This is a genomic window from Gottfriedia sp. NPDC056225, from assembly GCF_042267765.1.
In the GTDB taxonomy this organism is placed as follows: Bacteria; Bacillota; Bacilli; order Bacillales; family Bacillaceae_G; genus Gottfriedia.
In genome coordinates this window covers 95,187-120,781 of the sequence record NZ_JBHJTJ010000006.1, presented here as the reverse complement: position 1 = coordinate 120,781, position 25,595 = coordinate 95,187, and the positions used below count along the sequence as shown (strand labels likewise).

At 34.4% G+C, this 25,595-nt stretch carries 17 protein-coding genes; 12 read left to right on the top strand and 5 right to left on the bottom strand.

From position 1 onward, the window contains the following. Positions 1-7: 7 nt before the first annotated feature. The 5 genes from ACFCYN_RS06840 to ACFCYN_RS06820 all read right to left on the bottom strand — a co-directional run bounded on the left by ACFCYN_RS06840 (position 8) and on the right by ACFCYN_RS06820 (position 6,054). Positions 8-1,609, bottom strand: coding sequence for a copper resistance protein CopC (locus ACFCYN_RS06840; protein WP_375948347.1), 1,602 nt, complete (start codon positions 1,607-1,609; stop codon positions 8-10). A gap of 323 nt (positions 1,610-1,932) precedes the next feature. Continuing rightward, a complete protein-coding gene (locus ACFCYN_RS06835; protein WP_375948346.1) occupies positions 1,933-2,802 on the bottom strand; it encodes a hypothetical protein in 870 nt (289 codons plus the stop codon). 28 nt (positions 2,803-2,830) lie between these two features. Beyond that, entirely contained in the window at positions 2,831-3,763 is a 933-nt protein-coding gene (locus ACFCYN_RS06830) for a TIGR03943 family putative permease subunit (protein WP_375948344.1), read from the bottom strand. Between the two features lie 15 nt (positions 3,764-3,778). Next, positions 3,779-4,819, bottom strand: coding sequence for a permease (locus ACFCYN_RS06825; RefSeq protein ID WP_375948342.1), 1,041 nt, complete (start codon positions 4,817-4,819; stop codon positions 3,779-3,781). Between the two features lie 20 nt (positions 4,820-4,839). Continuing rightward, positions 4,840-6,054: a HupE/UreJ family protein gene (locus ACFCYN_RS06820; RefSeq protein ID WP_172446192.1), complete on the bottom strand. Its 1,215-nt coding sequence runs from the start codon at positions 6,052-6,054 to the stop codon at positions 4,840-4,842. 269 nt (positions 6,055-6,323) lie between these two features. On the opposite strand from ACFCYN_RS06820, the gene ACFCYN_RS06815 reads away from it, so the two are divergent. The 12 genes from ACFCYN_RS06815 to ytaF all read left to right on the top strand — a co-directional run bounded on the left by ACFCYN_RS06815 (position 6,324) and on the right by ytaF (position 25,531). Next, positions 6,324-14,216 (top strand): Ig-like domain-containing protein, encoded by a 7,893-nt coding sequence (locus ACFCYN_RS06815; RefSeq protein WP_375948340.1) that lies wholly within the window; start codon positions 6,324-6,326, stop codon positions 14,214-14,216. Between the two features lie 279 nt (positions 14,217-14,495). Beyond that, positions 14,496-15,089, top strand: coding sequence for a TerD family protein (locus ACFCYN_RS06810; protein WP_172446190.1), 594 nt, complete (start codon positions 14,496-14,498; stop codon positions 15,087-15,089). Positions 15,090-15,132: 43 nt separating this feature from the next. Beyond that, positions 15,133-15,711, top strand: a complete 579-nt coding sequence (locus ACFCYN_RS06805) for a TerD family protein (protein WP_172446189.1) — start codon at positions 15,133-15,135, stop codon at positions 15,709-15,711. Between the two features lie 410 nt (positions 15,712-16,121). Further along, entirely contained in the window at positions 16,122-16,328 is a 207-nt protein-coding gene (locus ACFCYN_RS06800; protein ID WP_216853919.1) for a helix-turn-helix domain-containing protein, read from the top strand. A gap of 25 nt (positions 16,329-16,353) precedes the next feature. After that, positions 16,354-17,973 (top strand): YceG family protein, encoded by a 1,620-nt coding sequence (locus ACFCYN_RS06795; protein WP_172446188.1) that lies wholly within the window; start codon positions 16,354-16,356, stop codon positions 17,971-17,973. A gap of 13 nt (positions 17,974-17,986) precedes the next feature. Further along, positions 17,987-19,072 (top strand): toxic anion resistance protein, encoded by a 1,086-nt coding sequence (locus ACFCYN_RS06790; RefSeq protein ID WP_172446187.1) that lies wholly within the window; start codon positions 17,987-17,989, stop codon positions 19,070-19,072. 392 nt (positions 19,073-19,464) lie between these two features. Next, entirely contained in the window at positions 19,465-20,460 is a 996-nt protein-coding gene (locus ACFCYN_RS06785) for an iron-siderophore ABC transporter substrate-binding protein (RefSeq protein WP_375948337.1), read from the top strand. A 13-nt stretch (positions 20,461-20,473) separates the two neighbouring features. Next, the gene (locus ACFCYN_RS06780) at positions 20,474-21,535 is read left to right on the top strand and encodes a FecCD family ABC transporter permease (RefSeq protein ID WP_216854267.1); all 1,062 of its coding nucleotides are present in this window, start codon (positions 20,474-20,476) and stop codon (positions 21,533-21,535) included. 50 nt (positions 21,536-21,585) lie between these two features. Further along, complete coding sequence (locus tag ACFCYN_RS06775) at positions 21,586-22,632, top strand: FecCD family ABC transporter permease (RefSeq protein ID WP_375948335.1); 1,047 nt, start codon at positions 21,586-21,588, stop codon at positions 22,630-22,632. A gap of 90 nt (positions 22,633-22,722) precedes the next feature. After that, a complete protein-coding gene (locus ACFCYN_RS06770) occupies positions 22,723-23,553 on the top strand; it encodes an ABC transporter ATP-binding protein (protein ID WP_375948333.1) in 831 nt (276 codons plus the stop codon). Between the two features lie 359 nt (positions 23,554-23,912). Continuing rightward, a complete protein-coding gene (gene tatC / locus ACFCYN_RS06765; RefSeq protein WP_375948331.1) occupies positions 23,913-24,623 on the top strand; it encodes a twin-arginine translocase subunit TatC in 711 nt (236 codons plus the stop codon). Between the two features lie 263 nt (positions 24,624-24,886). Then, positions 24,887-25,531, top strand: coding sequence for a sporulation membrane protein YtaF (gene ytaF, locus ACFCYN_RS06760; RefSeq protein ID WP_375948329.1), 645 nt, complete (start codon positions 24,887-24,889; stop codon positions 25,529-25,531). The last annotated feature ends 64 nt before the right edge of the window (positions 25,532-25,595 follow it).

Here is a 25,595-nt window from a genome sequence, read left to right as displayed (position 1 = left end):
TAATAAATCATCTACTACCCACGATATAGTTAAAGCTTACATCTATTGAATCGAGAGAATCTGTTAAAATATGGACCTTTACATTCCAATGTCCGGCCATATTTGTATAAAATCCTTTTGATTCGTAAACACCTGTTAAAGCTTGTTTAGCTTGTGTAGTGTTATTACCCATATTCATATCAGTGTTTTTAAAGGTAAGTGTAACTTGTTGAATAGATGTGATGTTTTTATGATTTTTGTCTTTAATCTTAATTGTAAAAGTGTTTTTGCCGACTATATTTGGTGTAGCATGTAGTGATATTGAATAACCTTTATTTTGCTTTACTCCAGTAAATGGACCAGGTGATTCCATTGCAGTAGGCAGATTAGTTAGTAAAGATGATAGTGCAAGTACGACAATTCCGATACTTATTTCAATCCAAACTGATTTGCCTAATTTATTTTTGCTGCGTCTTCCTTTAATAAAATGGATTAAGCCTAATACCAACATGACAAGGAATAAAAGTATTTTCCCACATAAAACCTTTCCATAGTTTGTATGTAATAAAGAGTAAAGGTTAGGGATATAGTTTAAACTTGCATAAATACCACTTACTAAAAGTAGTGTAACTGATATAGTTGCCCATTTTGAATATCGTTGGATGGTTTTCCAATAGTCTGCGTTAGCCTCTTTTTCTATTTGTACTCTAGGAAGTAAATAACATATTCCTATTAATCCTCCTAGCCAAATTGAAACAGAAAGTAAGTGGATAAAATCAAACAAAATTGGTAAAAATTCGTTTTCCGTTGCTGCATGGCCAATAAATGCTTTTGCAAGTAATAAGAAAGCGCCGATTACAAATGCACTTAGCCACCAATAAAATGCGTTTTTTTGTTCCTTTTTACAAGCCATATACAATGAATTAGCTAGCACCATTAATAATAGAAGTTGGATGATCCAAACACTTCCGAACTTAGTGTTGTTTATTGTTTCCATTAGTAAGTTCTTATGAAAAACGGCTTGCCATGTTCCATTCGTATAATTTTTTGTCTCAACAATCAGGCTAAGAAGGACACTAAATAATAGCCCGAAATAGGAGAGTAACAATAAACCTTTTGTCTTATTAAAGGCAATTGTGCGATTGTTTTTATCGTTTTTGTAAACAAATAAGCCAAAAAATAATAGGCCAACAAATAAAAATAAACTAATGTATTCAATCCAATAAGTTCCCATTACATCCGTATTGGATAAAGGTTGTGTAGGTTTACTAGAGGTATTGATCTTACTGCCAGCATCTCCTACACTAAATGGAATGACCCCATTAACTGAATGTCCATCACTTGATACAACCTTCCAGACAATATGATAATTGCCATCAGGTAAATTTGGTTTTAAGTTTCCTTCTAAAATTGATGGATTTTGCTTATTAACTTTCCCATCGTTTAAATCAACTCGTTTACCTAATTCATCTAAAACTTGTAAAGAATGAAATGCAGACTGTACTGGTTCATCAAATCGTACTTGAATATGTTGTGGAGATTTAGTAAAAGTCTCATTCTCGTAAGGTGTAGATTTTACGATATAGGCATGTGCTGAAGCAATGGATGGAAAATAAAGAGCAGCAATCAATAAAATTAAGAAAGAAAACCCTATTTTGCGAGATTTTATTATTTTGAGTCACCTCTATATCTACTTTTTGGTATGAGCTAGATGATAAACAACTTCTAAATTCTAAATTAAAATTGTGATAGAAGTGTGATAATCTGTAAATATTTATTAAATTTAATTGGAATATTTTAATTCATACTACAAAAGTCCTCAGATAGTAAAATTATTTAACTGCATTTATTCCTTTATGCATGCTTATTTTAAATTACATGAAACATAAAAAATCCGCAAGAAATCTAATTATCTTGCGGATTTTCACTATGACGAAGCCCTTGGACTTATATTTATTTTACAAGTAACTTACCAACTGAATTAGATGGCTCTAATGAAATTTGGTATTCCCCTTTTAAAGGATTATTTAATAAGAGGATATTTTTGCCGGTTTTCAATGGAATATTAATACCCAAGTCTGCAGAGGTCAATTTTGGGTGTTCGGCGCTTCCTTTATCTACATCAACAATAATTTTAGTCATTGTCTCAGGTTTAAAGATTGTATTTTTCGGACTAAAACCTGAAGCAGTTACGTGAATTGTTGCGTATTGAAGGTCATTTTGGTCATCTTGTTTTGCTGTCTGCTTTTGGGGTTGCCCAATTACACCAACTTTTACTTTATCGATATTCACTGTAAAAATAATTGCCCATATAAGAAGGGCTGAAATTAATAGTACTGTACTGTTTGATGACCCAATGAGTATTCTCTCGTTTTTTCCTTCTATTATATGCTTCTTTTTTTGAGGTGAATTTGAAACTAGTTTTCGATCAATGAAAAATAATAATAAATAAATAAAAATGATAAACAGAACGTCCACAATAACGATCGTTATACTTGATGTGAATGTCATGTATCCGATTGTTGTCCCCACAAATGCTCCGAGTAGAGAAGCTAACATATCAGTAATTCCTTTATTAAATAGTTTCTTAGTTATAACTAAAATTAAAACTGCTAATAAGACGTCCAAAGTGAAAGAGATTAGCAAATGGTAATTTATAGTTAAGATGAATAAGAAACTGATAGTAGCTGATGATACACCAACCAATAAAGAAATCATTGAATGGATCGTACTAGAAAAACGCTCTTTATTTCGATAAAAGTGGTTTAAACTATAATAAGTAAGAAGGAGTACTAAGAAAAGACTTCCATACTTTAATCCCATGATAACACCTCTAAAATAAGTTTTTTAACTATAGCTTTGATCCAAAGTTCCAGTCAGGATATACGTATTGAACACTTGGAGATTTAGCTGGCTCTGATTTTTCAACGTTTATTTTTATAACCGTTTGACCATTAAAATTAGTGTTACCGATCGTACCAGTAATTGTTACCCATGAATTATTGACAAATTGCTGTGCATCAGTTGATTCTGCAATAATACCGAATGGTGAAATATCAGCGATACAGTGAGTCATTCCCATTCTTGCAACAATAAATTGATTTCCTGCTAATTTAGGATCTCGATAGATAAACCCCTTAATTTTAATTTGTTTATTTTGGAAATTGTCGACAAATGTATTCATTGATTGAAGTTTTTCGATAAACCATTTGTCTTTCATCTCAATTATATTTTGCTTGTATAATCGCATTCCAAGCTTTGCATAATCTTGATCATATACATTTGTTTTGAACAGTTTCTTAAGCGCAGGGTCCTCATTTCCTTTTACTTCTACAGCATGTCCACTAGATGAAGATTGAACAGCCAACCCTTTAAAATTCATTTCCTTATTACTAGCAAGAGAACTTGAGCTCGCATGGTTTGGTAACAGATACCCAAGAAACAGAGGTAATAAAAATAGGCTATAAATCAAAATATCCTTCAAAATTGATTTTTTAAATAAATGATGGTGCTCATGGCCAAAAACTTGATCGTGACTATGATCATGACCACAATCACAAATAATAACATGTCTTTTTAATGAAAGGACGGCTATATATATTTGAGAGATTACGACAATAAACAGAATGCCGGTTGCAATTTTTATATAGATTACAAGCTCTGGTACGATAAATTGAAGTATTTCGTCAGTAAGCGTTAATTGAAAAATATAGATAGCAAGTCCTAAGAGAATAGCAGCTTTAATAAAATGATGAATCGTCGTGGAACTAATTTTATTTTTCATAGTAAATCACTGCCTTTATAAATTAATAGACTGCAAGACTAACGTTCCAATTAGTACAAAAATGAAAACCAATGTACAAAGAAGTAGAACAAATCGAGATCTAAACACTGCAAGCATCATCAGGATCCCTTTAATATTAATCATTGGCCCAAAAACCATGAAACCTATTAGTGAGCTCTTTGTAAAAATCGTTTGTAGAGATTGAGCAACAAAAGCATCTGATGTTGAACAAAGGGATAGAATAAAACCAAGACCCATCATAAGGATGTTTGCTGCAGGACCACTGTTTCCTAATTCAATCAAACTATTTTGAGAAACGATAATTTGAAGTAGGGCAACGATAATCGAACCAAATACTAAGTATTTACCCATCTCAAAAAATTCACTTACTGCATGACCCAAAACCTCAATGAATTTGTTTTTAACTGGTAGAGATGCTGTATCGTGCTGATGATCATGATGGTGATGATTTTCTTTAGTTTGGTCGACTTGATCTCGTAATTGATTTGACTTAACAAATTGAAAAACGATCAGTCCGACGATTAGTGCAACAATGAATGCAAGTCCCATACGATAATATGCAACAACTGGCTGATTTCGAAAAGCAGTTAAAGTTGATAGAAATACAATTGGATTTAAAATTGGTCCAACTAATATAAAAGTAACGGCAACATAAAGTGGCATTCCTTTTTTTATTAGTTTACGAATAGCAGGTACCATTCCACACTCACAAATCGGAAAAATGATTCCTAAAACACTAGCTGCAATAATACCTAAAAAAGGATTTTTTGGTATAAATCTTTGAATCATTTGATCCGTAACGAAAACTTGAAGAATTGCTGAAACGAATACACCGATTAAAACAAAAGGTAAGGCCTCGATAATAATACTAATAAAGACCATTTTAAAGACTTGTAGTTTTGCAGTCGAAAAAACAGAGCTCAAGCCTGTAGTGGAAGATAAGTATAAAAGAAACACAATGATTAAACTAATAATGATTAGAAAATGTCGATTAGAACCAGCAGACGTTCGTTTTTCAATAGCAATACTTCGCAAAAGGATTCACTCTTTCCATTTTAAGATATGATGCGTTCAAATAACCAAATTCCACCTAATATAAATGCAAAGCTAGAGGTAGAAATAATTGCCTTTCCTGAATACTTCGAGCGATGTAATTGTGTTAATAATGGTAATAATAAAAGAACAATTGAAAGTTGGATCACTTCAATTCCAAGGTTGAAGCTAACCAAATCTGCTGCTAATTCACTTTTTGATAGATGCATCGCGGTTAATAAATCTGCAAAGCCCATTCCATGAATTAATCCAAAAATAAACGTTAATACCCACCGATGATTGATGTTTTTACGGAATATATTTTCAATTGCTACATAACAAATACTCAGTGCAATTGCAGGTTCGACAATATAAGAAGGTATCGAAATAATTCCTAAAACTGTTAATGTTAATGTCAAACTATGTGCGACTGTAAAAGCAGTAATTACTTTTGCAAACTGCTTAAAACTTTGTCTTGCGATTAGTAACGAAAGTAAAAACAGTAAATGATCATAACCCGTGAGAATATGATTCATACCGAGTTTTAAAAATGAAATCCATCCTTTAGAAGATGGGCTTGTAGTAGAGTCCGGATTGGACTGTTTTGTTATGACAGGCTGTTGTTTTGTAGGTTGAATTGTATTCGTATCATTGCTTAGTCCCTCATACGCACTGTCACTTAGGATCATAGACCACACACGACCTTCATCTGAAAGAGCGGCAGTACTACTTTCCTTCCCATAGTTCACCTTCAATAAATCTACATAAGTAGTACTCGTGTTTGAATCATCTTTGTACAAACTATCAGATAGCATAATAGATTGAGAGGGTTGGATTGCCGGGTAATCAACATTAACAATCAGTTGTGTGGCATCGCCTTTTCGATTAAGCTCCAGCTTATTTATTTTTGTCCAATTTTGTTTTTCTCCGTTAATTTTTAAAGTGATGTTGCTTTGGATAGTAGATTCAATTTTTTTCTTAATTGCCTCAAATTCATTTTGGTCTAACATCCCGTTCTTATTAACATCACCACCAGTTAATTCCATGACGGAAACTTCATCTAAAGCAAAGTTCATTGTAGTTTTTGATTTTAAAAGATTTAATGTCGTGTAGCTCGCGCTTAATGAGTGAGCTTCAACAGTTACAAATGATGTGCTAAAAAAAATAAGAATGCATAAAAATAGGGGAAAAGAACGACGTAATTTATTTGTTGTTAAGAAAAAAATACTATTTTTCATTTGTTTCCTCCGGGAAATAAAATAGAAAGATATTGTTATCGTACATAGTAAACATTACAGAATTGTTATATAATTGTAAAGAATTTGTAATTTTTAGCAAATTTTGTAGAAATTGCTCGTTTAAACATAATATAGTTAATGGGCGAACACTACATTTGATGAAGGGAGGGACGAAACTGAACCATTATTTCCCAATAGTAAAATAGTCTTGTGTTTTTGAAGAAAGATTTTAGTTGTTTTGAAATAATAATTAAAGTGGGGAAATTTTCATGCACAAAATAATGCAAAGATACAAAAGGTATTTGGGTCTTTTGACTACGATACTGTTGCTATTATCAACAGTTAGTCCACAAATGGCAAAAGCAGCCGCCGCAACTACTTTAGCGAAATGGGATTTTAGTAACGGGCAAGTAACTACACCGTCCTCTGGAATTCCTGAAAATATGACTAGTAATATAACAACGACTGGTTCCAAAGTTACTGGATATAATGCCGGCCCATCTGGAAATTCAGTTATTAACGCAAATACATGGTCAAATAATAGTTCATATTGGGAAGTTTCGTTAACAACGAAAAACTATGAAAATATAACTCTTTCATCTAAACAATATAGTTCTGCAACAGGTCCGAAAGATTTTAAACTTCAATATAGTTTAGATGAAAATACATGGGTTGATGTACCCGATGGATCTATTTCAAATGGAAATGCTACATGGTCAAGTGGGGGACAATTAATCAATGTAGCGTTGCCAAGTGAAGTAAGCGACAAGAACTCAGTTTACTTAAGATGGATTGTCAATTCAGCATTAGCTGCCAAAAATGATGGGTCTAATTTTAGTACTACGTCAGGTACAAGTCGTATTGCTGACATCGTTATTAACGGTGAGTCGATTGGATCTCCAACATTAGAAAAAACAGCTACTCCTGACGCAACAAAAATAAATTATTCTACAAATTCAACAGTAACTGGAAATGCGGGAGCAGTCGCAAATAATTCCGTTGTAAAGGTTTATTATGATGATAATAAATTAGCTGGTACGACGACGGCTGCTGCGGATGGATCATTTACTACTACAATTACCAATTCACAATCAAAATCGGTTGTATATGTTACTGCACAAGAAAACGGGAAAGCTGAAAGTGATAAAGCTTCAGTCAATTTCTCAGGTACTATTGTTCAGAAAACAGCTGCTCCGATCGCTACAAAAATTTCTTTTGATTCGTATACAAATGTATCAGGTTCTGCAGGAGCAGTTGCAAGTAATGCAGTTGTAAATGTCTATTTTGATGACAGTACAATTGTAGCTACTACAACAGCGGCAGCAGATGGTTCATTTAACGTAACATTTGCAAATCCTCAAATGAAATCAGTCGTTAATCTAGTTGCTCAAGAAGCAGAAAAGAGTCCTAGTGAAAAGACTGCCGTAAATTATACAGGTCCAACTGAAAACCTAAAAGTAATTTCACCAGGTGACGTAGTATTTAGCCAAATCTATGTAAATGGTGGTAATGGGGGAGCATTCTACAAAACAAAGTTTTTTGAACTCTATAATAATACAGATAAAGATATTAATTTAACGGGTTGGTCAATTGCTTATACTTCAGCATCAACAATGAACTTTGGAGCTGGGCAAGCATTATCAGGCGTTATTAAAGCACATGGTTACTTCTTAATAGCAGGTAGTACGGGTACGACGGGACAAGCACTTCCGGTTACTCCAGATATTACAACTACGTTAAACCCAAGTGGTTCAACAGGTGGCGCATTAGTACTTGCAAAGAAAACGACTGCTGTTACTGGTGTTGATGATCCAGATGCAGTTGATTTATTAGCATTTACGAATGGTACAGCAGTATACAAAAACCCTTTATATTGGGGAAGTCCAATTTCAGACTCTACAATTGGTGGAGGTACGATTCAACGTAAAACAAATATTGGTACAGACCCACGTTCAGCATACGGAATTGGAAACGGCTGGTTTACAAAAGACCCTTCAAAAGATTTCGTCTTAAATAAACCAACAAGTGCGAACTATTCCGATGAAATGGCTGTCCATAACTCAAAATTTATGCTTTCTCCAGATGATTCTAAAATAGCTTATACAAAAACGAATGGGGCATCATCTGTAACGGGACAAGCTGGCTCAGTACCTGCTTCATCGACTGTAAAAGCTTATTTTGAGAATGAAGGTAAATTAACGAGTGGCGGGCAAGTAACAGCAGAATCTGACGGTTCATTTACTTTAAGTTTGACAGATTCAAGTGATCATTCAGCAATCTATTTAACAGAAACTGATTCTTCACAACCTACTCAAAAGGAAAGCTATTACTCTAGAGTAGATGTGGCTGGTAATTCAAAATCAGTTACTTCAATTAGTGATTTAAGAAAAAATGATGACAAAGGATTTCCAATTAATAATGGCTATTCCACTACAATTGAAGGAGTAGCAACAACAGATAATCAGCCTAATGGTGATGTGAATACAAATTTCTTCATTCAAGATTCTACTGGTGCAATCAATGTTACGAATCACATGAATCCTTCAACTACGATTCAAGCTGGCAATAAATATAGCATCGATGGACGAGTTGTATTTACAGCGGGGATGACGGAATTTATTCCAACAGCTATTCGCTTCGTAGGAAATGATCAAACACCGGCAGCTAAAAGTATCACAATTGGTGAGCTAAATGAAGCAACTGAAAGTAAATTAGTGTCATTTACTGGAAAAGTCACAAATATTCCAACAGATGGTCCAAATTACGATATTACAGTAAGCGACGAATCAGGCGATAATTTAGCAATCGTACGTATTCAAGGATCTTTAGGTAATATTGAACAAGGTCAATCTTATACTTTTACAGGTATAGTTAACCAATATAAAAAAGCTGCACCTTTTACTAGTGGCTATCTTCTTATTCCAAGAAACGCAAGTGATGTAAAAGGACAATTAGTGTTAACACATACTCCGGTTACAAAAGCATATACAGGAATGGACGCTTCTTTTAATGCGATTGCAAAGAACGCAGATTCAGTTACGCTTTATTATAAAGGAGAAAACGAGGCTACTTATCATTCAGTAATTATGGAAACTGCAGACCATATTAATTATAATGGGAAAATTTTAGAAGCAGATGTTCCAAAGTTAAAATTCTACTATTATATCGAAGCGGAAAATGCTGAAGGTAAACAGGCAGTAGGAAGTTCTTCAAAACCTTTAGAAGTAAATGTAGTAGATGACCAAGATGGTCCTAAATTCTATAATGAGTTACCTGAAAATGGTGATAAAACTGATTCTAGACATCCTGAAATCGTTGTAAAAATGGATGATCCAAGCGGAATTAATCTTTCATCAGCAGCTATATCAATCGATGGCCAAGATAAAACTTCAATCGCAACAATTAATGATACAGAAATTAAATTAAATCTTACAACTGCTAATGAATTAGCTGAAGGTGAACATACAATATTAGTGTCTGCTAAGGATAAATTAAATAATCCTTCTACCTTTACATGGAAATTCACAGTTACAGAAAGATTTACGGGTGGAAATCATTATCGTGGAACAACGCACAACCACACGAATATTTCACATGATGCTGCAGGAAGTCCTGAAGAAGCGTTAAAAGCGGCTGAAAAGTATCATTATGATTTCTTCGCATTCTCAGATCACTCTCACGATATCGATTCAGACCTTGTTAATAAAGACACTGTTGATCGTAAAGGCTTTAAAGAGAGAACAGGCGGTGCAAACTGGCAGTTAACAAAGGATTTAGCAAAACAATATACGAAAGATGGTAAATTCGTTGTATTCCCTGCGTTTGAAATGACATCAACTACTTGGGGTCACTCAAATGTATTTGGAACAGAGAACTTTATTGATCGTGTAGTAGATGGTGGAGCTTATCAAAATTTACAAAAGTATTATGGATGGGTATTAACATACGACAATATTGTAGCGCAATTCAACCATCCAAAAATGTCTGCAAATGCATTCGATAACTTCATCCCTTATAACAAAAATTTAGACAAGCTATTCACAATGCTTGAAGTAGGGAACGGATCAGGAAAGTATTCTTATGCGAACGCTGAAGATAGCTACTATAGTGCACTTGATATCGGCTGGCATGTTGCACCAACTTATGGTGAAGATAATCATGATGCAACATGGGGGCAAACGAAAAAGCGTACTGTAATCGTAGCAAAAGATTTAAGTCAAGATGCTTTACTTGATGCAATGAAAAACAAACGTGTTTACATGACAGAGGATCCAAACTTTACATTGGATGTATCTGCAAGTGGTTTTTACATGGGATCAACAGTGGATACTGATACTTTAGATTTTAACATATCAGGTAAAGATCCAGTTTTAGAACAAGCGAGTGATCCTGATTATAGCTATATTAAAACTGCTTCTAACGATGCAATCACAAAAGTAGAATTAATTACAAATCATGGAACAGTGGTAGATAAGTATGTTCCGACAACAGATTCAACTTCATTTAACTGGAAGCCAAGCTTTACTGTAGTTGGTGGACAACAATGGTTCGTTGTTAAAGTAACACAAAAAGATGGGGATCAAATTTACTCAGCTCCGATTTGGTCACAACAGAAAGACTTAGCAGTAAAAGTTAGTGATGTGACGACAAAAGATGGAGCAATTATTGGCGGACTTTCAGCTAATTTAACAGCGGGAATTAGCAATCAAGGAACTTTAGATGTTAAACAAGTAACTGCTCATTTCTATTATGACAGTATTGATGCTAATCATTTTATTGCGGATGCTGCAATCGATTCGCTGCCATCTAATACATCGGCAAGTGCTAGTGTTACATGGACGAACCCAGTTCCAGGTACACATAAAATTATTGTTGTTTTATCGGCAGCTGACGGACATGACCTCGGTAATAATAAATACGAGCAATCATTTACGATTAAGGCTCCTTTAAACAAAGTTGTCATGATTGATGGGTCTCATAATAATGAGAATTCGAAACAAGACACTGGCACATATAAAGATAATTTTAAACTATTCACAACGTTAATGAAGCAGCAAGGCTATACAGTAGCAGAAAATGCATCACCACTTACAGAACAAGTATTGAAAAATGTTAATGTATTAGTTATTACTCACCCAGCTACGGCATATTCTGCAAGTGAAATTTCCGAGATTAATAATTTCGTGAAAAATGGTGGATCTTTATTACTAACAGAAAAGAGTAATTTTGGTGCAACAAATCAAAATGTAAATAGTATTTTATCTGGTGTAGGTTCGAGTATTTTAGTAAACAATGATGGAGTTTTTGATGAAACAACTGACGGAAACTTCTGGGGGACACCACTGACAGCTAATTATGCTGTAAGATTACACCCAACACCGAACAAAAAAACGACGTTAACAGACTTCGTTCCAACTATTGAATACTATAGTGGATCTAGTCTTGCTAAAAATGACGGTTCTGGAAATAAAGTCGGATTGACTGACAGTGATACTGTCACAGTTTTAGCTAAAGGAAATGAGTCTACATTCCAAGATACAACTACTATTAAACCGGATACTGTAAAATATAATGTTCAAACTTCTAATGGGAAAAATGGACCTCCACTAGATCAAGTTACTGGTGGTTCTAGCATACCGATTATTGCTTCTGAACAAGTAGGAAATGGTAGAGTGTTTGTTTCAGGTATGAATATCTTTAATGATAAACAAATGGATCAAACATATAATCCAAAAGGAAATGACCCATTTGCTGTAAATGTTGTAAATTGGTTGTCTCAGATTAATCCAGAAGTAAAATCAATTGGTGATGCGCGTAAGCTTACTGAAGGTACGAATGTCGTTGTTGAAGGAACTGTTACAGCTACTTCGTTCTTTGATGCAGCTTATATTCAAGACAGTACTGGTGGAATTATGGCCTTTAACGATGTACCAGCAGGTAGTTTAGAAGTAGGAGACAAAGTACGCGTATATGGTCATATAAAAATCTTTGAAAACAACTTCGAGTTAGAGTTTGGTAGCTTTGCAGAAAGTATTGTGAAGCTTGGCAAAGGAACGCAAATTGAAGCTAAAGTTGTCAGTACAAAAGACTCAAATAACGATGAAAATCAAGGTCAATTAGTTAAAGTAATTGGTAAAGTAGTTTCTAAGTATGATGATAATTCCTATGTAATCGATGATGGTTCAGGACCAACATTAGTATTCACAGATGGATATGTTGTGAATCAAAGCGGTCCAGTACCAAACTTGAATATTGGAGATACGTTAGAGGCAACGGGACTAGCAGGTAAATTCTCAGAAGGAAATCGTATACGAGTAAGAGATACGAAAGAATTAGTAGGAACTCATACTGCGAAACCGAAAGCTCCATTAGTAAATGCTATTTCTGATCTAGATGAAACAATTACTGGAACGACTGAAGCAGGAACAAAAGTAATTGCAAAAGTAAATGATAAAGAAATCGCAAATGCAATAGCGGACAACTCTGACAACTTTGAAATGAAGATTACGAAACAAGTAGCTGGTACGAAAATCGTTGTAACAGCGGTTGACTCAGCAAATAATGAAAGTGACGGAGTAGAAGTCATTGTTAGTGATAAAACAGCACCGAACGCGCCTGTTGTAAATGAAGTACAAGATAATAGTACAACTGTAACAGGTAAAGCAGAGGTGGGATCAACAATTACTGTTTCAAAAGGAAGTGTAATTCTAGGTCAATCAGTAACAAATCAAGATGGAAACTTTAGTGTTTTATTATCTTCAAAACAAAGTGCAGGAACAAAATTATCAGTTGTTTCAACAGACAACACTGGTAATATAAGTTCGGTAACTGAAGTCATTGTAGTCGATAAGACAGCTCCTATAAAGCCAGTCGTAAATGCTATATCTGATAAAGACGAGAAAATTACCGGAACGACCGAAGCAGGGGCAAAAGTGATTGCAAAAGTGAATGGTAAAGAAATCGCTAACGGGATAGCAGATAGTAATGGTCACTTCGAAATTAAGATTTCGAGACAAGTAGTTGGTACGAAAGTTGTGGTAACGGCAGTCGACTTAGCAAATAATGAAAGTGATGGAGTAGAAGTTATTGTAAGTGATAAAACTGCTCCGAACGCGCCTGTTGTGAATCAAGTACAAGATAATAGTACGACTGTAATAGGTAAAGCAGAGCCAGGAACGACAATTTCAGTTTCAAAGGGAAGTGTGGTTTTAGGGCAATCGGCAACGAAACAAGATGGTAGCTTTAGTGTTTCACTATCATCAAAACAAACTGCAGGAACAAAATTATCAGTTGTTTCAACAGATAACGCTGGTAATAAGAGTCCGGTAACTGAAGTCATTGTAGTGGATAAAACAGCTCCAATGAAACCAGTTGTTAATTTAGTAAAAGATACTGATACTCATGTAACTGGTACCGCAGAAGTAGGTTCAACTATATTTGTTTCTGTTGGGAATAAGGTTCTAGGTTCAGTAAAAACAAATTCTAAAGGAAGCTTTGATGTTTTAATTACAAAACAAAAAGCTGGAACAGTATTAACGATTGTTTCCGTTGACTTAGCAGGAAATAAAAGTTCACAAGTTCAAGTAACAGTTGCAGATAAAACACCTCCAGTAAAACCAGTTGTGAATGCAGTAAAAGATTCCGATACGAAAGTTTCAGGAAAAGGTGAAGCTGGTTCAACAATTAAGATTTCTGTAGCAAAAACAATTGTAGGACAAGGTACTGCAGACAAAGCAGGGAAATTTAACATTACTTTAAAATCAAAGCTAAAGGCAGGTACAGTATTATCAGTTGTATCTATTGATAAAGCAGGAAATAGTAGTTCAATAGTTCAAGTAAAAGTAATCGATAAAACACCGCCAAAAGCACCAAGTGTAAATTCAGTAACAGATAAAACGAAAGCTATTACAGGAACGGCTGAAGCAGGATCTAAGGTAATTGTTAAGAGTGGTTCGACGAAATTAGGAGAAGCAACTGCTAATAGTAGTGGTAAATTTACGATTACAATTAAATCTTACTTAAAGGTTGGTACGACTTTAACAATAACAGCTACAGATAAGAGTGGGAACACAAGCCCAGTAGCAAAGGTTAAAGTAAAAAAAGCTGGAACAAATTCATTTAATCAAGGATTTATAAAGTGGATTGCCAGTTTACATTTTTGATTTTAGTGTAAAAAAATCATCACAGTAATGAAATGCACCTCGAAAGTTAGTTAACCACTAACGTTTAGAGGTGCATTTTTTTACTAAATTTAAGTAAATACTTTTTATGAATTCATACATTAGTAAAATCTGGGGGATGTTATATATCATTATGAATTCACTAAAATAAAATATATAATATTACTAATATGTTCATAGTTTTTCAAAATCTTATATGATATTATGAAACTATAAATCACGGAAACGTGATTAATACATAATAAGGAGTGTTAATAGCATATGGCAATTTCTTTACAAAAAGGTCAAAAAGTCGACCTTACAAAAGGAAGAGCGGGACTTTCTTCTTTAACTGTAGGTCTAGGATGGGATCCAGTGAAAAAAAGTGGTGGTTTCTTCGGATTTGGTAAACAAGAAAACATTGACTGTGACGCTTCCGTTTTAATGTTAGATGAAAATGACAAGTTAAGAAGTGCAAGTGATGTAATTTATTTTGGGAACAAAAGAAGCTTATGCGGTAGTATAGTACATTCTGGCGATAACCTAACAGGTGATGGAAACGGTGACGATGAGCAAGTATTTGTTAATTTGAATAAGGTACCTTCTTATGTACATAAACTTGTATTTGTTGTAAATATCTATGCTTGTGTTCAACGTAAGCAAGATTTCGGAATGATTAAAAATGCATTTATCCGTGTAGTAGACAAAGCTTCAAACTCTGAGTTAGTAAACTATAATATCACTGATAGTTATTCAGGTTTAACTGCATTATTCCCTGGTGAGATTTATCGTCATAATGGCGAGTGGAAATTCTCAGCAGTTGGAGAAGGAACAAAAGATATAGCGCTTGATAAAATCGTTCAACGTTTTCAATAAATAAATGAATAAATAATATGAAGAAAAAAGGAGTGCAATTAAAATGGCATTAAATTTATTAAAAGGACAAAAAGTAGATTTAACAAAAACAAATCCTGGTTTAACAAATATTGTTGTTGGTTTAGGTTGGGACACTAATAAGTACCATGGTGGAAATGACTTTGATTTAGACTCATCAGTATTTTTATTAAATGGCGCTAGTAAATGTGCTTCTGAACAAGATTTTGTTTTCTATAATAACACTGTAGGTGGAAATGGATCAGTTGAACACCATGGTGATAACAGAACTGGTGCTGGCGATGGAGACGACGAGCAAGTAACAGTTAATCTTACAAACGTTCCTGCTTCAGTTGAAAAGATTGCATTCGCAATTACGATTCATGACGCAGAAGCACGTAACCAAAACTTCGGACAAGTAAGTAATTCATATGTTCGTATTTTAAACGAATCAAACGGTGAAGAGTTAGTTCGCTATGATTTAGGTGAAGATTTCTCAATCGAAACTTCAGTAGTTGTTGGTGAGTTATATCGTCATAATGGCGAGTGGAAATTCAATGCAATTGGTAGTGGATACCAAGGCGGTTTAGTTTCATTAGTTAGAGATTACGGCTTAGACGCTTAAGGTTCCATCAGCATAAAAAGTAATAGTTAAAAGGGGAACGTTCAAATTCCCCTTTTCTTTATCGTTTAGTACATCTTTAGAAAATGAAAATGCCATTAGAGGAGAGGAGTAGTCTAAAAATAGGTCAATTTTTGGATGAAACTTTGGCAAACAACGTCTATCTTAACAAGAACGAATTTCTAACGATGTCCTAGATTGTAAATAGTTAAAACTAAAAGGAATAGAAATAATTCCCTTAAATGGATTTATAATGAAATAAAATGACGGTTGTAATCACTTAAAAAGTAAATATAGGAATCTCTTGTTCCTATTAAGTAATGTTCTCATACAGTATCACCCTTTGGTTCATGAGTTACATTTACCTCATAAGTATTATATTTGGATAATATGTAGAAGTTAGGGGTGGGATTTTGAGTAAACAAAGAAATACGATAAATTTAAACGATCCAAGCTTACTTAGTTCGCGTCAGGCGTGTCAAGAATGGGGAATCAATGATTCAACATTAAGGAAAAGAATAAATGATTTTCCAGACGGTACGATACGTAAATTTGGTTCATCTTGGGTAGTAACTCGTGAAGGCATGTCGGTAGTTTTCGGGCAACCTAAAGCGAAATAATTACATCGGAGAGGAGTATTTAAATATGTCTGCGATTAACCCAAAAAAGATGGATATTAATCAGCATGATTGGTTGAGTAGTTTAAAACAACCATCTACATTAAGACGTTCTTACGAAGAGGAAAGCGAATCAATCAGTTTCAATCAAGTTGCTTGGCGAATTTTAGGGACAAACATTGACGAAGATGAGTATTTTGAAAATCTATACGAACTAGTACACGATGATTCACTAAATGTGTTTCTATTAAGTGAAGGTTTGGACAAGACAATTTCGAATGATCTGTTTCAAGCAGTACAAAGAATATTAACAATAAATACTGCTGAAAACGGGTTGTCAGTAAACAGACTTATTGCATTCCTTGACGGTGAGAGATTAATTCCTAAACATGAGAATCAGTATATACATAGATATATTCGCGAGCAAATTAAAGCTGTATTTACTACGTTTAAAGATTCGCATAAAAATGGATTCCTAGATAGTAATTTTAGGAGAGTAATAGTTGATTTAGTGAAATGGTTACATAATCATGTGAATAAATGGATTGAGGATTTTCCTAAGAATTCACCTCTTATATTATGGTATGGTGACACGTCTTTAAGTGAATGTTATTTCCTTTACTTACTAATATTATTAGGCTTTGATATTGCTATATTTCATCCTGAAGGGAAAGATTTATTAGCTAATTTTGTAGGCCAAGAGAAAAATGAAATAACAATATTACCTTCATCGAGTGCGTTATTACCATTTCCAATCGAAAAACCAGTTAGAAAGAGTACGGTTGCTCATAGAGCATCTATGGAAATTGAGAAATTATTGCATACAGATGATTCATTATTATATAAACCATGGCAATTTAGAAATTATGCTCCAAGATCAATTACATTAAAGACTACCTATGACGAATTATTCATTTTACATAAGGAAAGAGCAATGTTACGCCCAAACTTCCAAGTAAAAGCTAATTTTGTTGAAGTACCGGTTTTCTTTATAAAAATTTTAGGTGTAACGAAAAATCGCCGTGAGTATTGGGAAAAGATTAATCAATTAACTGAGTCGAATTTAACACTTAAAATAGATAAATTTCCTTTTAGTCAATTAGCTAAAGGGAACCAACAATATCATTATCAAAATGCTTTAGGACCTGATGGCTTACTTGATCCTAATAAAATGATGGCTAGTAATTGGTGGAGATATAAAGAACTACCAAGTGGATTACAGTTTGGGCTTGCTTCTGCAATTTCTAGATATGTTGAACGCGTAAATATTAAAGTGTTACCGAACGAAACAAGGGAACAAACACAACTATTTTTATTTAGTCAATCAATGAATATACCAAACGAAGTGTTAAGATTACTACAACAATTTGATTACACTCAGCAAATACCGAAATTAATTATTTATAATACTGAAAAAGATGGCGAGCTAAGTAGAACTGATGCAGCATTACTTCTATTATTAAATGAGTTTGGAATCGATCTAGTATTACTTAATCCTACAGGTCAGAATGATATTGAATTATTCGTAGACGACAAGTTATTTGACTCTCATTGGCTTGATGAGGTTACTTTTGATAGTGAGTTTCAAGCATTACGTGCACCTGGACAGTCAATAATTAAAACGCTACTTAAAAAAATAGTTAAATAAAGGGGAGTTTAAAATGTCTGTAAATACACTTACTAGTTTAGAAAATCAAGATGAAATCATAAAAGCTAATCCAAATGAAATGAAATTACAATTAAGAAATGAACCGGAAGTACATCGTTTAACTAATTCAATCGATTACAAAAATCAAATTGCTTTATTAGAGTATGGAAAAGAACCAGCGAATGAAATTTCAACTTTTTCAGGCAAAATATTAAATACGATTAAGGCTTCAAGTATGGAAGAATCTAGCGTTCTATTAAAGCAATTGGGTAAAATTATGGACCGCTTTGATGCGAAGGATTTTGCAGAGGAAAAAGGATTTCTCTCTAAAATTTTTAATCGCGGACAAAAGTTAATCGATAAGTTATTTGATAAGTATCAATCAATGGGGACTGAAATTGATAAAGTTTATATAGAAATTACAAAGTATGAACATGAAATGAAGTCATCTACAAATACATTAGAACAACTTTACGAGCAAAATGTCATGTATTATTTGGAATTAGAAAAATATATTGTAGCTGCAGAAATGAAAGCCGAAGAGCTAAAAACTCAGCTTCCTGCATTAACAGAAAGAGCTGGAACTGGTAATCAACTTGCTATGATGGAATTAGACACTTTAAAAAATGCGATAGAGCTAATTGAACAACGTACTTATGATTTAGAAATGGCGAAACAAGTGGCATACCAATCAGCACCGCAAATTCGTATGTTACAACGCGGTAATACAAAGTTGATAGGTAAAATTAACTCAGCATTTGTAACAACAATTCCAATCTTTAAAACGGCATTAATTAATGCGATTTCGGCAAAGAGACAAAATTTAGTAGCACAATCGATGGATGAGTTAGACAAGAGAACAAATGAATTATTATTACGCAATGCAAATACAATTTCACAGCAAAGTGTTGATATTGCTAGATTATCAGGTGCGCCTAGCATTAAAATTGAGACGATGGAAGAGACTTGGAATATCATTATGAAGGGTATGCAAGAAACGAAAGCGATTGAAGAAGAAAATAAAGTTCAACGCGAACAAGGTAAATTGCGCTTAGAGCAGCTTCAGGAAAACTTCATTAAACTTAAGCAAGGAAACTAAATTTTATTGCATCTAATTAATAGAAGTCAGTAGATAAACAGCTATTGACTTTTATTTGTATTAAATAAGTAATGTGCGGGAATTAGCCAACTTTGTAAGTTAAAGAGTATTTGTTGCTTCCTGGGTAGTCTTTTTAGTTAATTTTTAATACTTTTATTTTGAAAAAATGTTATTATAATATAATGAGATAAAATGAAACGTTAATTCTTAATTACATATGTTTTGAAAAAAAGTTGATTGATTTGATTTATTTATTAAATGTGTATTGATAACTCAACAATTCTGAAAGTTCAGTATCAACTGTGAAATGTATTGACATTGATTCTCGGTCCAGTATAATAAATAATTGAAAATGATTATCAACATCAACGAAAAATTAAGGAGAGACAGAAATGATTAGCAATATGAAAATGCCTAAAATACTTGGGATTGTAATGTCTTTATTATTAATAATTGGACTAGTTGGCTGTTCGTCAGATTCAAGTAAAAAATCTGATAAAAAGTCTTCAAATGAATCCGCTGTCACAATCGATACTAAATTTGGTAAAGTGGAAATCAAAGGACATCCTAAGCGCGTAGTAGCTCTAGGTTGGGGAGATGCAGAGACTGCATTAAGTCTTGGAGTTGAACCGATTGGTGCAAGTGACTGGCTTGCTTTTGGTGGAGACGGTGTTGGACCATGGTTAAAAGGTGCATATAAAAAGTCACCAACTATTCTTGGTACAATGGAACTTGATTACGAGAAAATTGCTTCACTTAAACCAGATTTAATTCTTGATGTAAAATCTTCAGGTGATGAAGAACGATATAAACGACTTTCAGAAATTGCTCCAACGGTTGGAGTTCCAAAAGATGGAGATAACTATTTAACTTCTACTAAAGAACAAGTACAAATGATTGCTCAAGCTCTTGGTAAAGTTAGTAAAGGAGAACAACTTCTTAAGGATGTAGACGTAGCATTTGATAAAGCTGCTAAAGCGAATCCTGAATTTGCAGGCAAAACGGTTGCAGTTGGTGCTTACGATTCTTCAGGTTTCGGTGCATACGTAAAAGGAGATTCTCGTGTTGATTTTGTAACGCGACTTGGTTTCAAAAATAAAGAAGAGATTGAAAAACTAGCACAAGGTAATTTCTTTATTAAAGTTGCTGATGAAAAGTTAGATCTTTTAAACGCTGATCTTACTCTTGTATTACCTATTTTTGTTGATCCAAAAGAGATTACTAACAATAAACTTTATCAGAAGATTCCTTCTGTAGCTGATGGAAGATCATTAATTCTTGATACGAATTCATCAAACGCATTTTCAACAGGTACGGTTCCTGCATTATTATGGGCAATCGATAATTTACCAAAACAATTTAAAACAGCATTAGAAGGCGGGGAGTAATACAGTGAGCGTGATGAAGCAACCAAAAAACAAAACGACTCAAGTAGTTGGGACAAATAAAAAGACAATTACTTCAATGCGGTTGCAACGGTTTTTGGGCTTCATCATAGCACTTTTACTTTTGGTAGCCGTAGTATTCTTAAGTTTAATGATCGGTGCGAAGTCTATTCCACCTAGAGTTGTATGGGATGCGTTGTTTTCACCAAACAACAGCTATGACCATACGATCATTCTTACTACTCGGGTTCCTCGAACACTAATTGCACTTATAGTTGGACCTGCTTTTGGCTTAGCAGGTGCATTGATTCAAGTCCTTACCAGGAATCCGCTAGCGGACCCTGGTATTCTTGGTGTAAACGCAGGTGCAGCTTTTGCAGTAGCTATAGGAGTTGGTGTATTTTCTGTTACATCAATGTCCGCCTATATGTGGTTTGCACTAGCAGGAGCATTAGTAGCAACAATTGCTGTGTATATTATTAGTGGAGGAGCAGGTAAAAAAGCACCTACTCCTGTACAAATTACATTAGCTGGGGTTGCGCTTGGGGCCACATTGAGCGGAATTACAACATCATTAACATTAATAAATAGTAAGGCATTCGCACGAATGTTGAACTGGAGCGTTGGAACATTAGCTAGAAGAAGTCTTGATGATCTTTGGCTTGTTCTTCCTATTTTAATAGTTGGAGCCTTACTTGCTTTTGTTATAACTCCAGCATTAAATGCGATCGCATTTGGAGACGATCGTGCATCATCATTGGGTGTAAATGTTGGTGTGACTCGTACAATCGGATTAATTGCCATCACTTTATTGGCTGGTGGTGCAACAGCAATAGCTGGCCCAATTGGTTTTATAGGCTTGATGGTGCCACATTGTGTACGATGGTTTGTTGGTCCAGATCAATTCTGGATCTTTTTATACTCAATTGTAGCAGCACCGATTCTACTCATTTTATCGGATATTATTGGTAGGGTTGTATTGTTACCTTCTGAAGTTCCAGTAGGAATCATCACAGGATTGGTTGGTGCACCGATTCTACTGATTCTTGTTCGTAGACGTAAAGCGAGTGGATTATAATATGAAAATGATTTGTGGCATAAGTTTGAAAGTAAGAAGGAGTGAATGTTATGCGCCCTATTAATTATGGTCGGCACTATATACAAATTAAATGGCCTATAAAGGCGCGCATTGATGTGAGAAGCATTATTGTAACATTAATCCTTCTTATAGCCACGATTGCAATTGCAATGTTTGCGTTAATGGTAGGTACACTGAAGTTAAGTATAAATGAAGTTTTTTCTGCTTTAATTGGTCAAGCGACAGGGATGACACAAACTGTTGTAATAGATTGGCGTCTACCAAGAGTACTGGCTGCGATTATTTTTGGAGCAGGTTTAGCAGTAAGTGGAATGATTTTTCAATCAATTACTAGAAATCCATTAGGTTCGCCTGATATCATAGGTTTTACATCAGGCTCTTACACTGGAGCGCTTATTGTGCTTCTTGTCGCAAAGTCAACTTCCTATATAAGTATAGCTAGTGGGGCTTTAATTGGCGGATTCACAACAGCCCTCCTTATTTATTTGCTAGCTTTTCGTAAAGGAACACAAAACTTCCGTCTAATTATCGTCGGAATAGCGATTTCGGCTCTTTTAGGAAGTGTCAACTCAATGCTCCTTATTAAAAGTGATGCAGAAGTCGCATTAACTGCGGCAGCTTGGGGAGTGGGATCCTTAAATGGTATTGATTGGAAGCAAATGATTCCACCAGCAATTGCTGTTTTTCTTCTCATTATTTGCGCTGGTATAATGAACAGACCATTGCGTGAAATGGAACTTGGGATGGATACAGCAAAATCTCATGGTGTTCGAATTGATCGGTCCCAACTCGTGTTGATTCTAATTGCCGTTGCTTTGACGGCTGCACCAACAGCAGTAATTGGGCCAGTTAGCTTTGTTGCACTAGTTGCGCCACAAATCGCTAAACGGATCACGAAATCTGAGGAGAGTTTGTTACCCGCAGCGATGATGGGATCTTTTCTATTACTAGGAGCGGATGTACTTGCTCAAAGGGTAATTCCAGGAACAATTTTTCCAGTTGGTGTAGTGACCTTATCATTAGGCGGAATATACTTAGTGTGGCTATTATTTAGACAGGCACGTTCAGCAGCTTAAATAAAGTAGAAATTTGCAAGGTAGTAGGTCCTTTCTAAAAAAGGTTTCCCGTATTACGATATTCTGATTGAAAGAAGTTGAGTTTGAAATATGAAGTTAACAGCAGCAGAAATTCAAAGCCAGAAAATGTCCAAAACAGAGTCTAGGCTTTGGACAGAAAACATTACAATCAAATATGATAATCGAGTAATTTCCAGAAACCTTTCAGTACAGATTCCAGACGGATCATTTACGGTAATTGTTGGTCCAAATGGTTGTGGGAAATCAACCCTACTTCGAACTCTTTCAAATTTGCTGAAGCCGTCTGCTGGAGAAATTTTACTAGACGGGAAAGCTATTACATCTTATAAATCAAAGGAAGTAGCTCGTAAACTAGGTTTGTTGCCACAATCTTCAACTGCACCAGATGGGATTACAGTTGCGAATTTGGTGTCACATGGTCGATATCCATACCAGAATCTTATAAGGCAATGGACTGATGAAGATGAAGCAGCAGTAATGTCTGCGATGGAGCTTACAAATACGAGCGATTTATCGCATCGATATGTCGATGAACTTTCCGGTGGACAAAGACAAAGAGTTTGGGTTGCTATGGTGCTAGCTCAGCAAACACCAATGCTACTTCTTGATGAACCAACGACATATCTTGATATTGCTCATCAAATTGAACTGCTAGAACTTTTTAAAGATTTAAACCAACAAGGGAGCACATTAGTTGCCGTTTTACATGACTTGAATCACGCTGCAAGATATGCAGATAATATTATTGCCATGAAAGATGGTCAAGTCATAGCACAAGGTGATCCTCGTGAAATCATTACCGAAAAACTTGTTGAGGAAGTATTCGGTTTAAAATGTTTGATTATCGAAGACCCAGTTGCCATGACACCGTTAGTAGTTCCATTAGGAAAAGACCGATAACTTAGGGTTGTTTTAATATCACTAATAAAAAAATAAGTGATAAGAAGTTGTTACACTTATTTTTTTATTAGTGATTTTTTACACGTTAAGAAAGTATAAATTGGCAGGCGGCGAAGATCAGTGACGTAGATGCCAATTTTAGGTATAAGTATAAGTGCAACTACCCCTCTGTCTTCACCTGACGGCTCGCCAATTGGCGAGTTTTCTTTATATGGCATATTAATTATTTTTGCGATTAAAAACCTGCTTTTATTAAAAAAATTTAATTGAACTAATTCAATTAATTTGAAATAATCATAATGGGATCAAAAAGTATTTAATACAAATTGTTCTAGTAAACAACAAAGCGGAGAATTCATATGAATAAAGAAATGGAAGTAGTCGATCATCTTGAAGAACTGCGTAAAAGAATTATTATTACAGCAGTTACTTTTATTGTTCTATTTATTATTGGGCTTGTTTATGTTGAACCAATCTATAAATTCTTAACGAGGTCTTTAACATATAAACTAGTCGTACTAAGTCCCGGAGATATATTATGGGTATATTTTTCAATATCTGCTGTTTTTGCTGCCGTATTCACGATTCCAGTGGCAACATGGCAAACTTGGCTATTTGTGAAACCTGGTTTACATCCTTCAGAGCAAAAAGGGATTGGATTTTATATTCCGGCATTATTTTTTCTTTTTCTTTTTGGATTAGCAATTGGCTATTATTTTGTTTTTCCAAACATCCTAAAGTTCCTAACGGTAATGGGACAAGGTATGCTTGAACAAAATTATACAGTAGAAAAGTATTTCTCATTTCTTTTTAATCTTGTTGTTCCATTTGCTGCGTTTTTTGACATGCCTGTTGTCATTATGTTTTTAACGAAGATTGGCATAGTAAAACCTAGCTACTTACAAAAGGTTAGGAAATACGCATACTTTATATTAGTCATTGTGGCATGCTGTATTTCACCACCAGATTTTATTTCGCATATTTCAGTTTCAATACCATTAATTTTATTATACGAACTAAGTATTTTTACATCTAAATCGGTTTATAGAAAAAAAGAGGTAAATGAGTAAAAGCTCATTTACCTCTTTTTTTGCACATTAAGAAAATGCAACGGTAAAGAAAAGTCGATGTAGATGCCAATTCTATGTATAAGAATAAGCGCATCTGCCTTCACCTGACTGCTCGCCAGTTTTCTTTATCTATACTTATTAATCGTTTTTTTAATAAAAATTTAAACTTTGAACAAGTTGAATATTCATAAATTCATCATAGGTTATAAAAAGCTAGGCAAACACCCTTTGACAGAAAATGAATGGAGTTAGGAGCATACACTATGCAATATTCAATTTGGTTCACTGTTTTATTTCTCGCTTTTTCATCTAGTATAGATAATTTTGGAGTAGGAATAACTTATGGAATACGCGGAATAAAGGTTGGTATATTAGCTAATTTAATTATCTCAATCATAGCGTTTATTTTCAGTGAAGCGGGAATTGTTTCAGGGCAATATATTTCAAAAGTATTCCCAGGAACACTATCCAATGTAATAGGTGCATTTTTTTTATTAGTCATTGGACTTAGAATTGTACTTCTTACGATTCCAAGAAAAAACAAAGAAGACCTAATAAATGATAATGAAGATGAATCAAATACTAATGGCCTTACAAATTATTTAAGCTCACCAGAAAAGGCCGATGTCGATCATTCTGGTGATATTAGTAGCTTTGAGGCAATCATACTCGGTACAGCAGTATCGATGAATGCACTTACGAATGGCTTAGGTGTTGGATTAATAGGACTTTCACCATTTGCCATCTCAATAGCAGCCAGTATTTTTAGTTTCGTAGCGATTTGGTTAGGAGTCCTTTTAGGGAAAAAAGTTGCTAATGTTAAAATTGGTGGATGGTCACTTGGACAATTTAGTTCCATTATTAGTGGGATTATCTTAGTGTTAATTGCGATACACAATCTCCTTTAACAAGGGATTTAGAGAAATAAAAGAAGCTGATGGAAAAATTTCAACATCAGCTTCTTTTATTTGT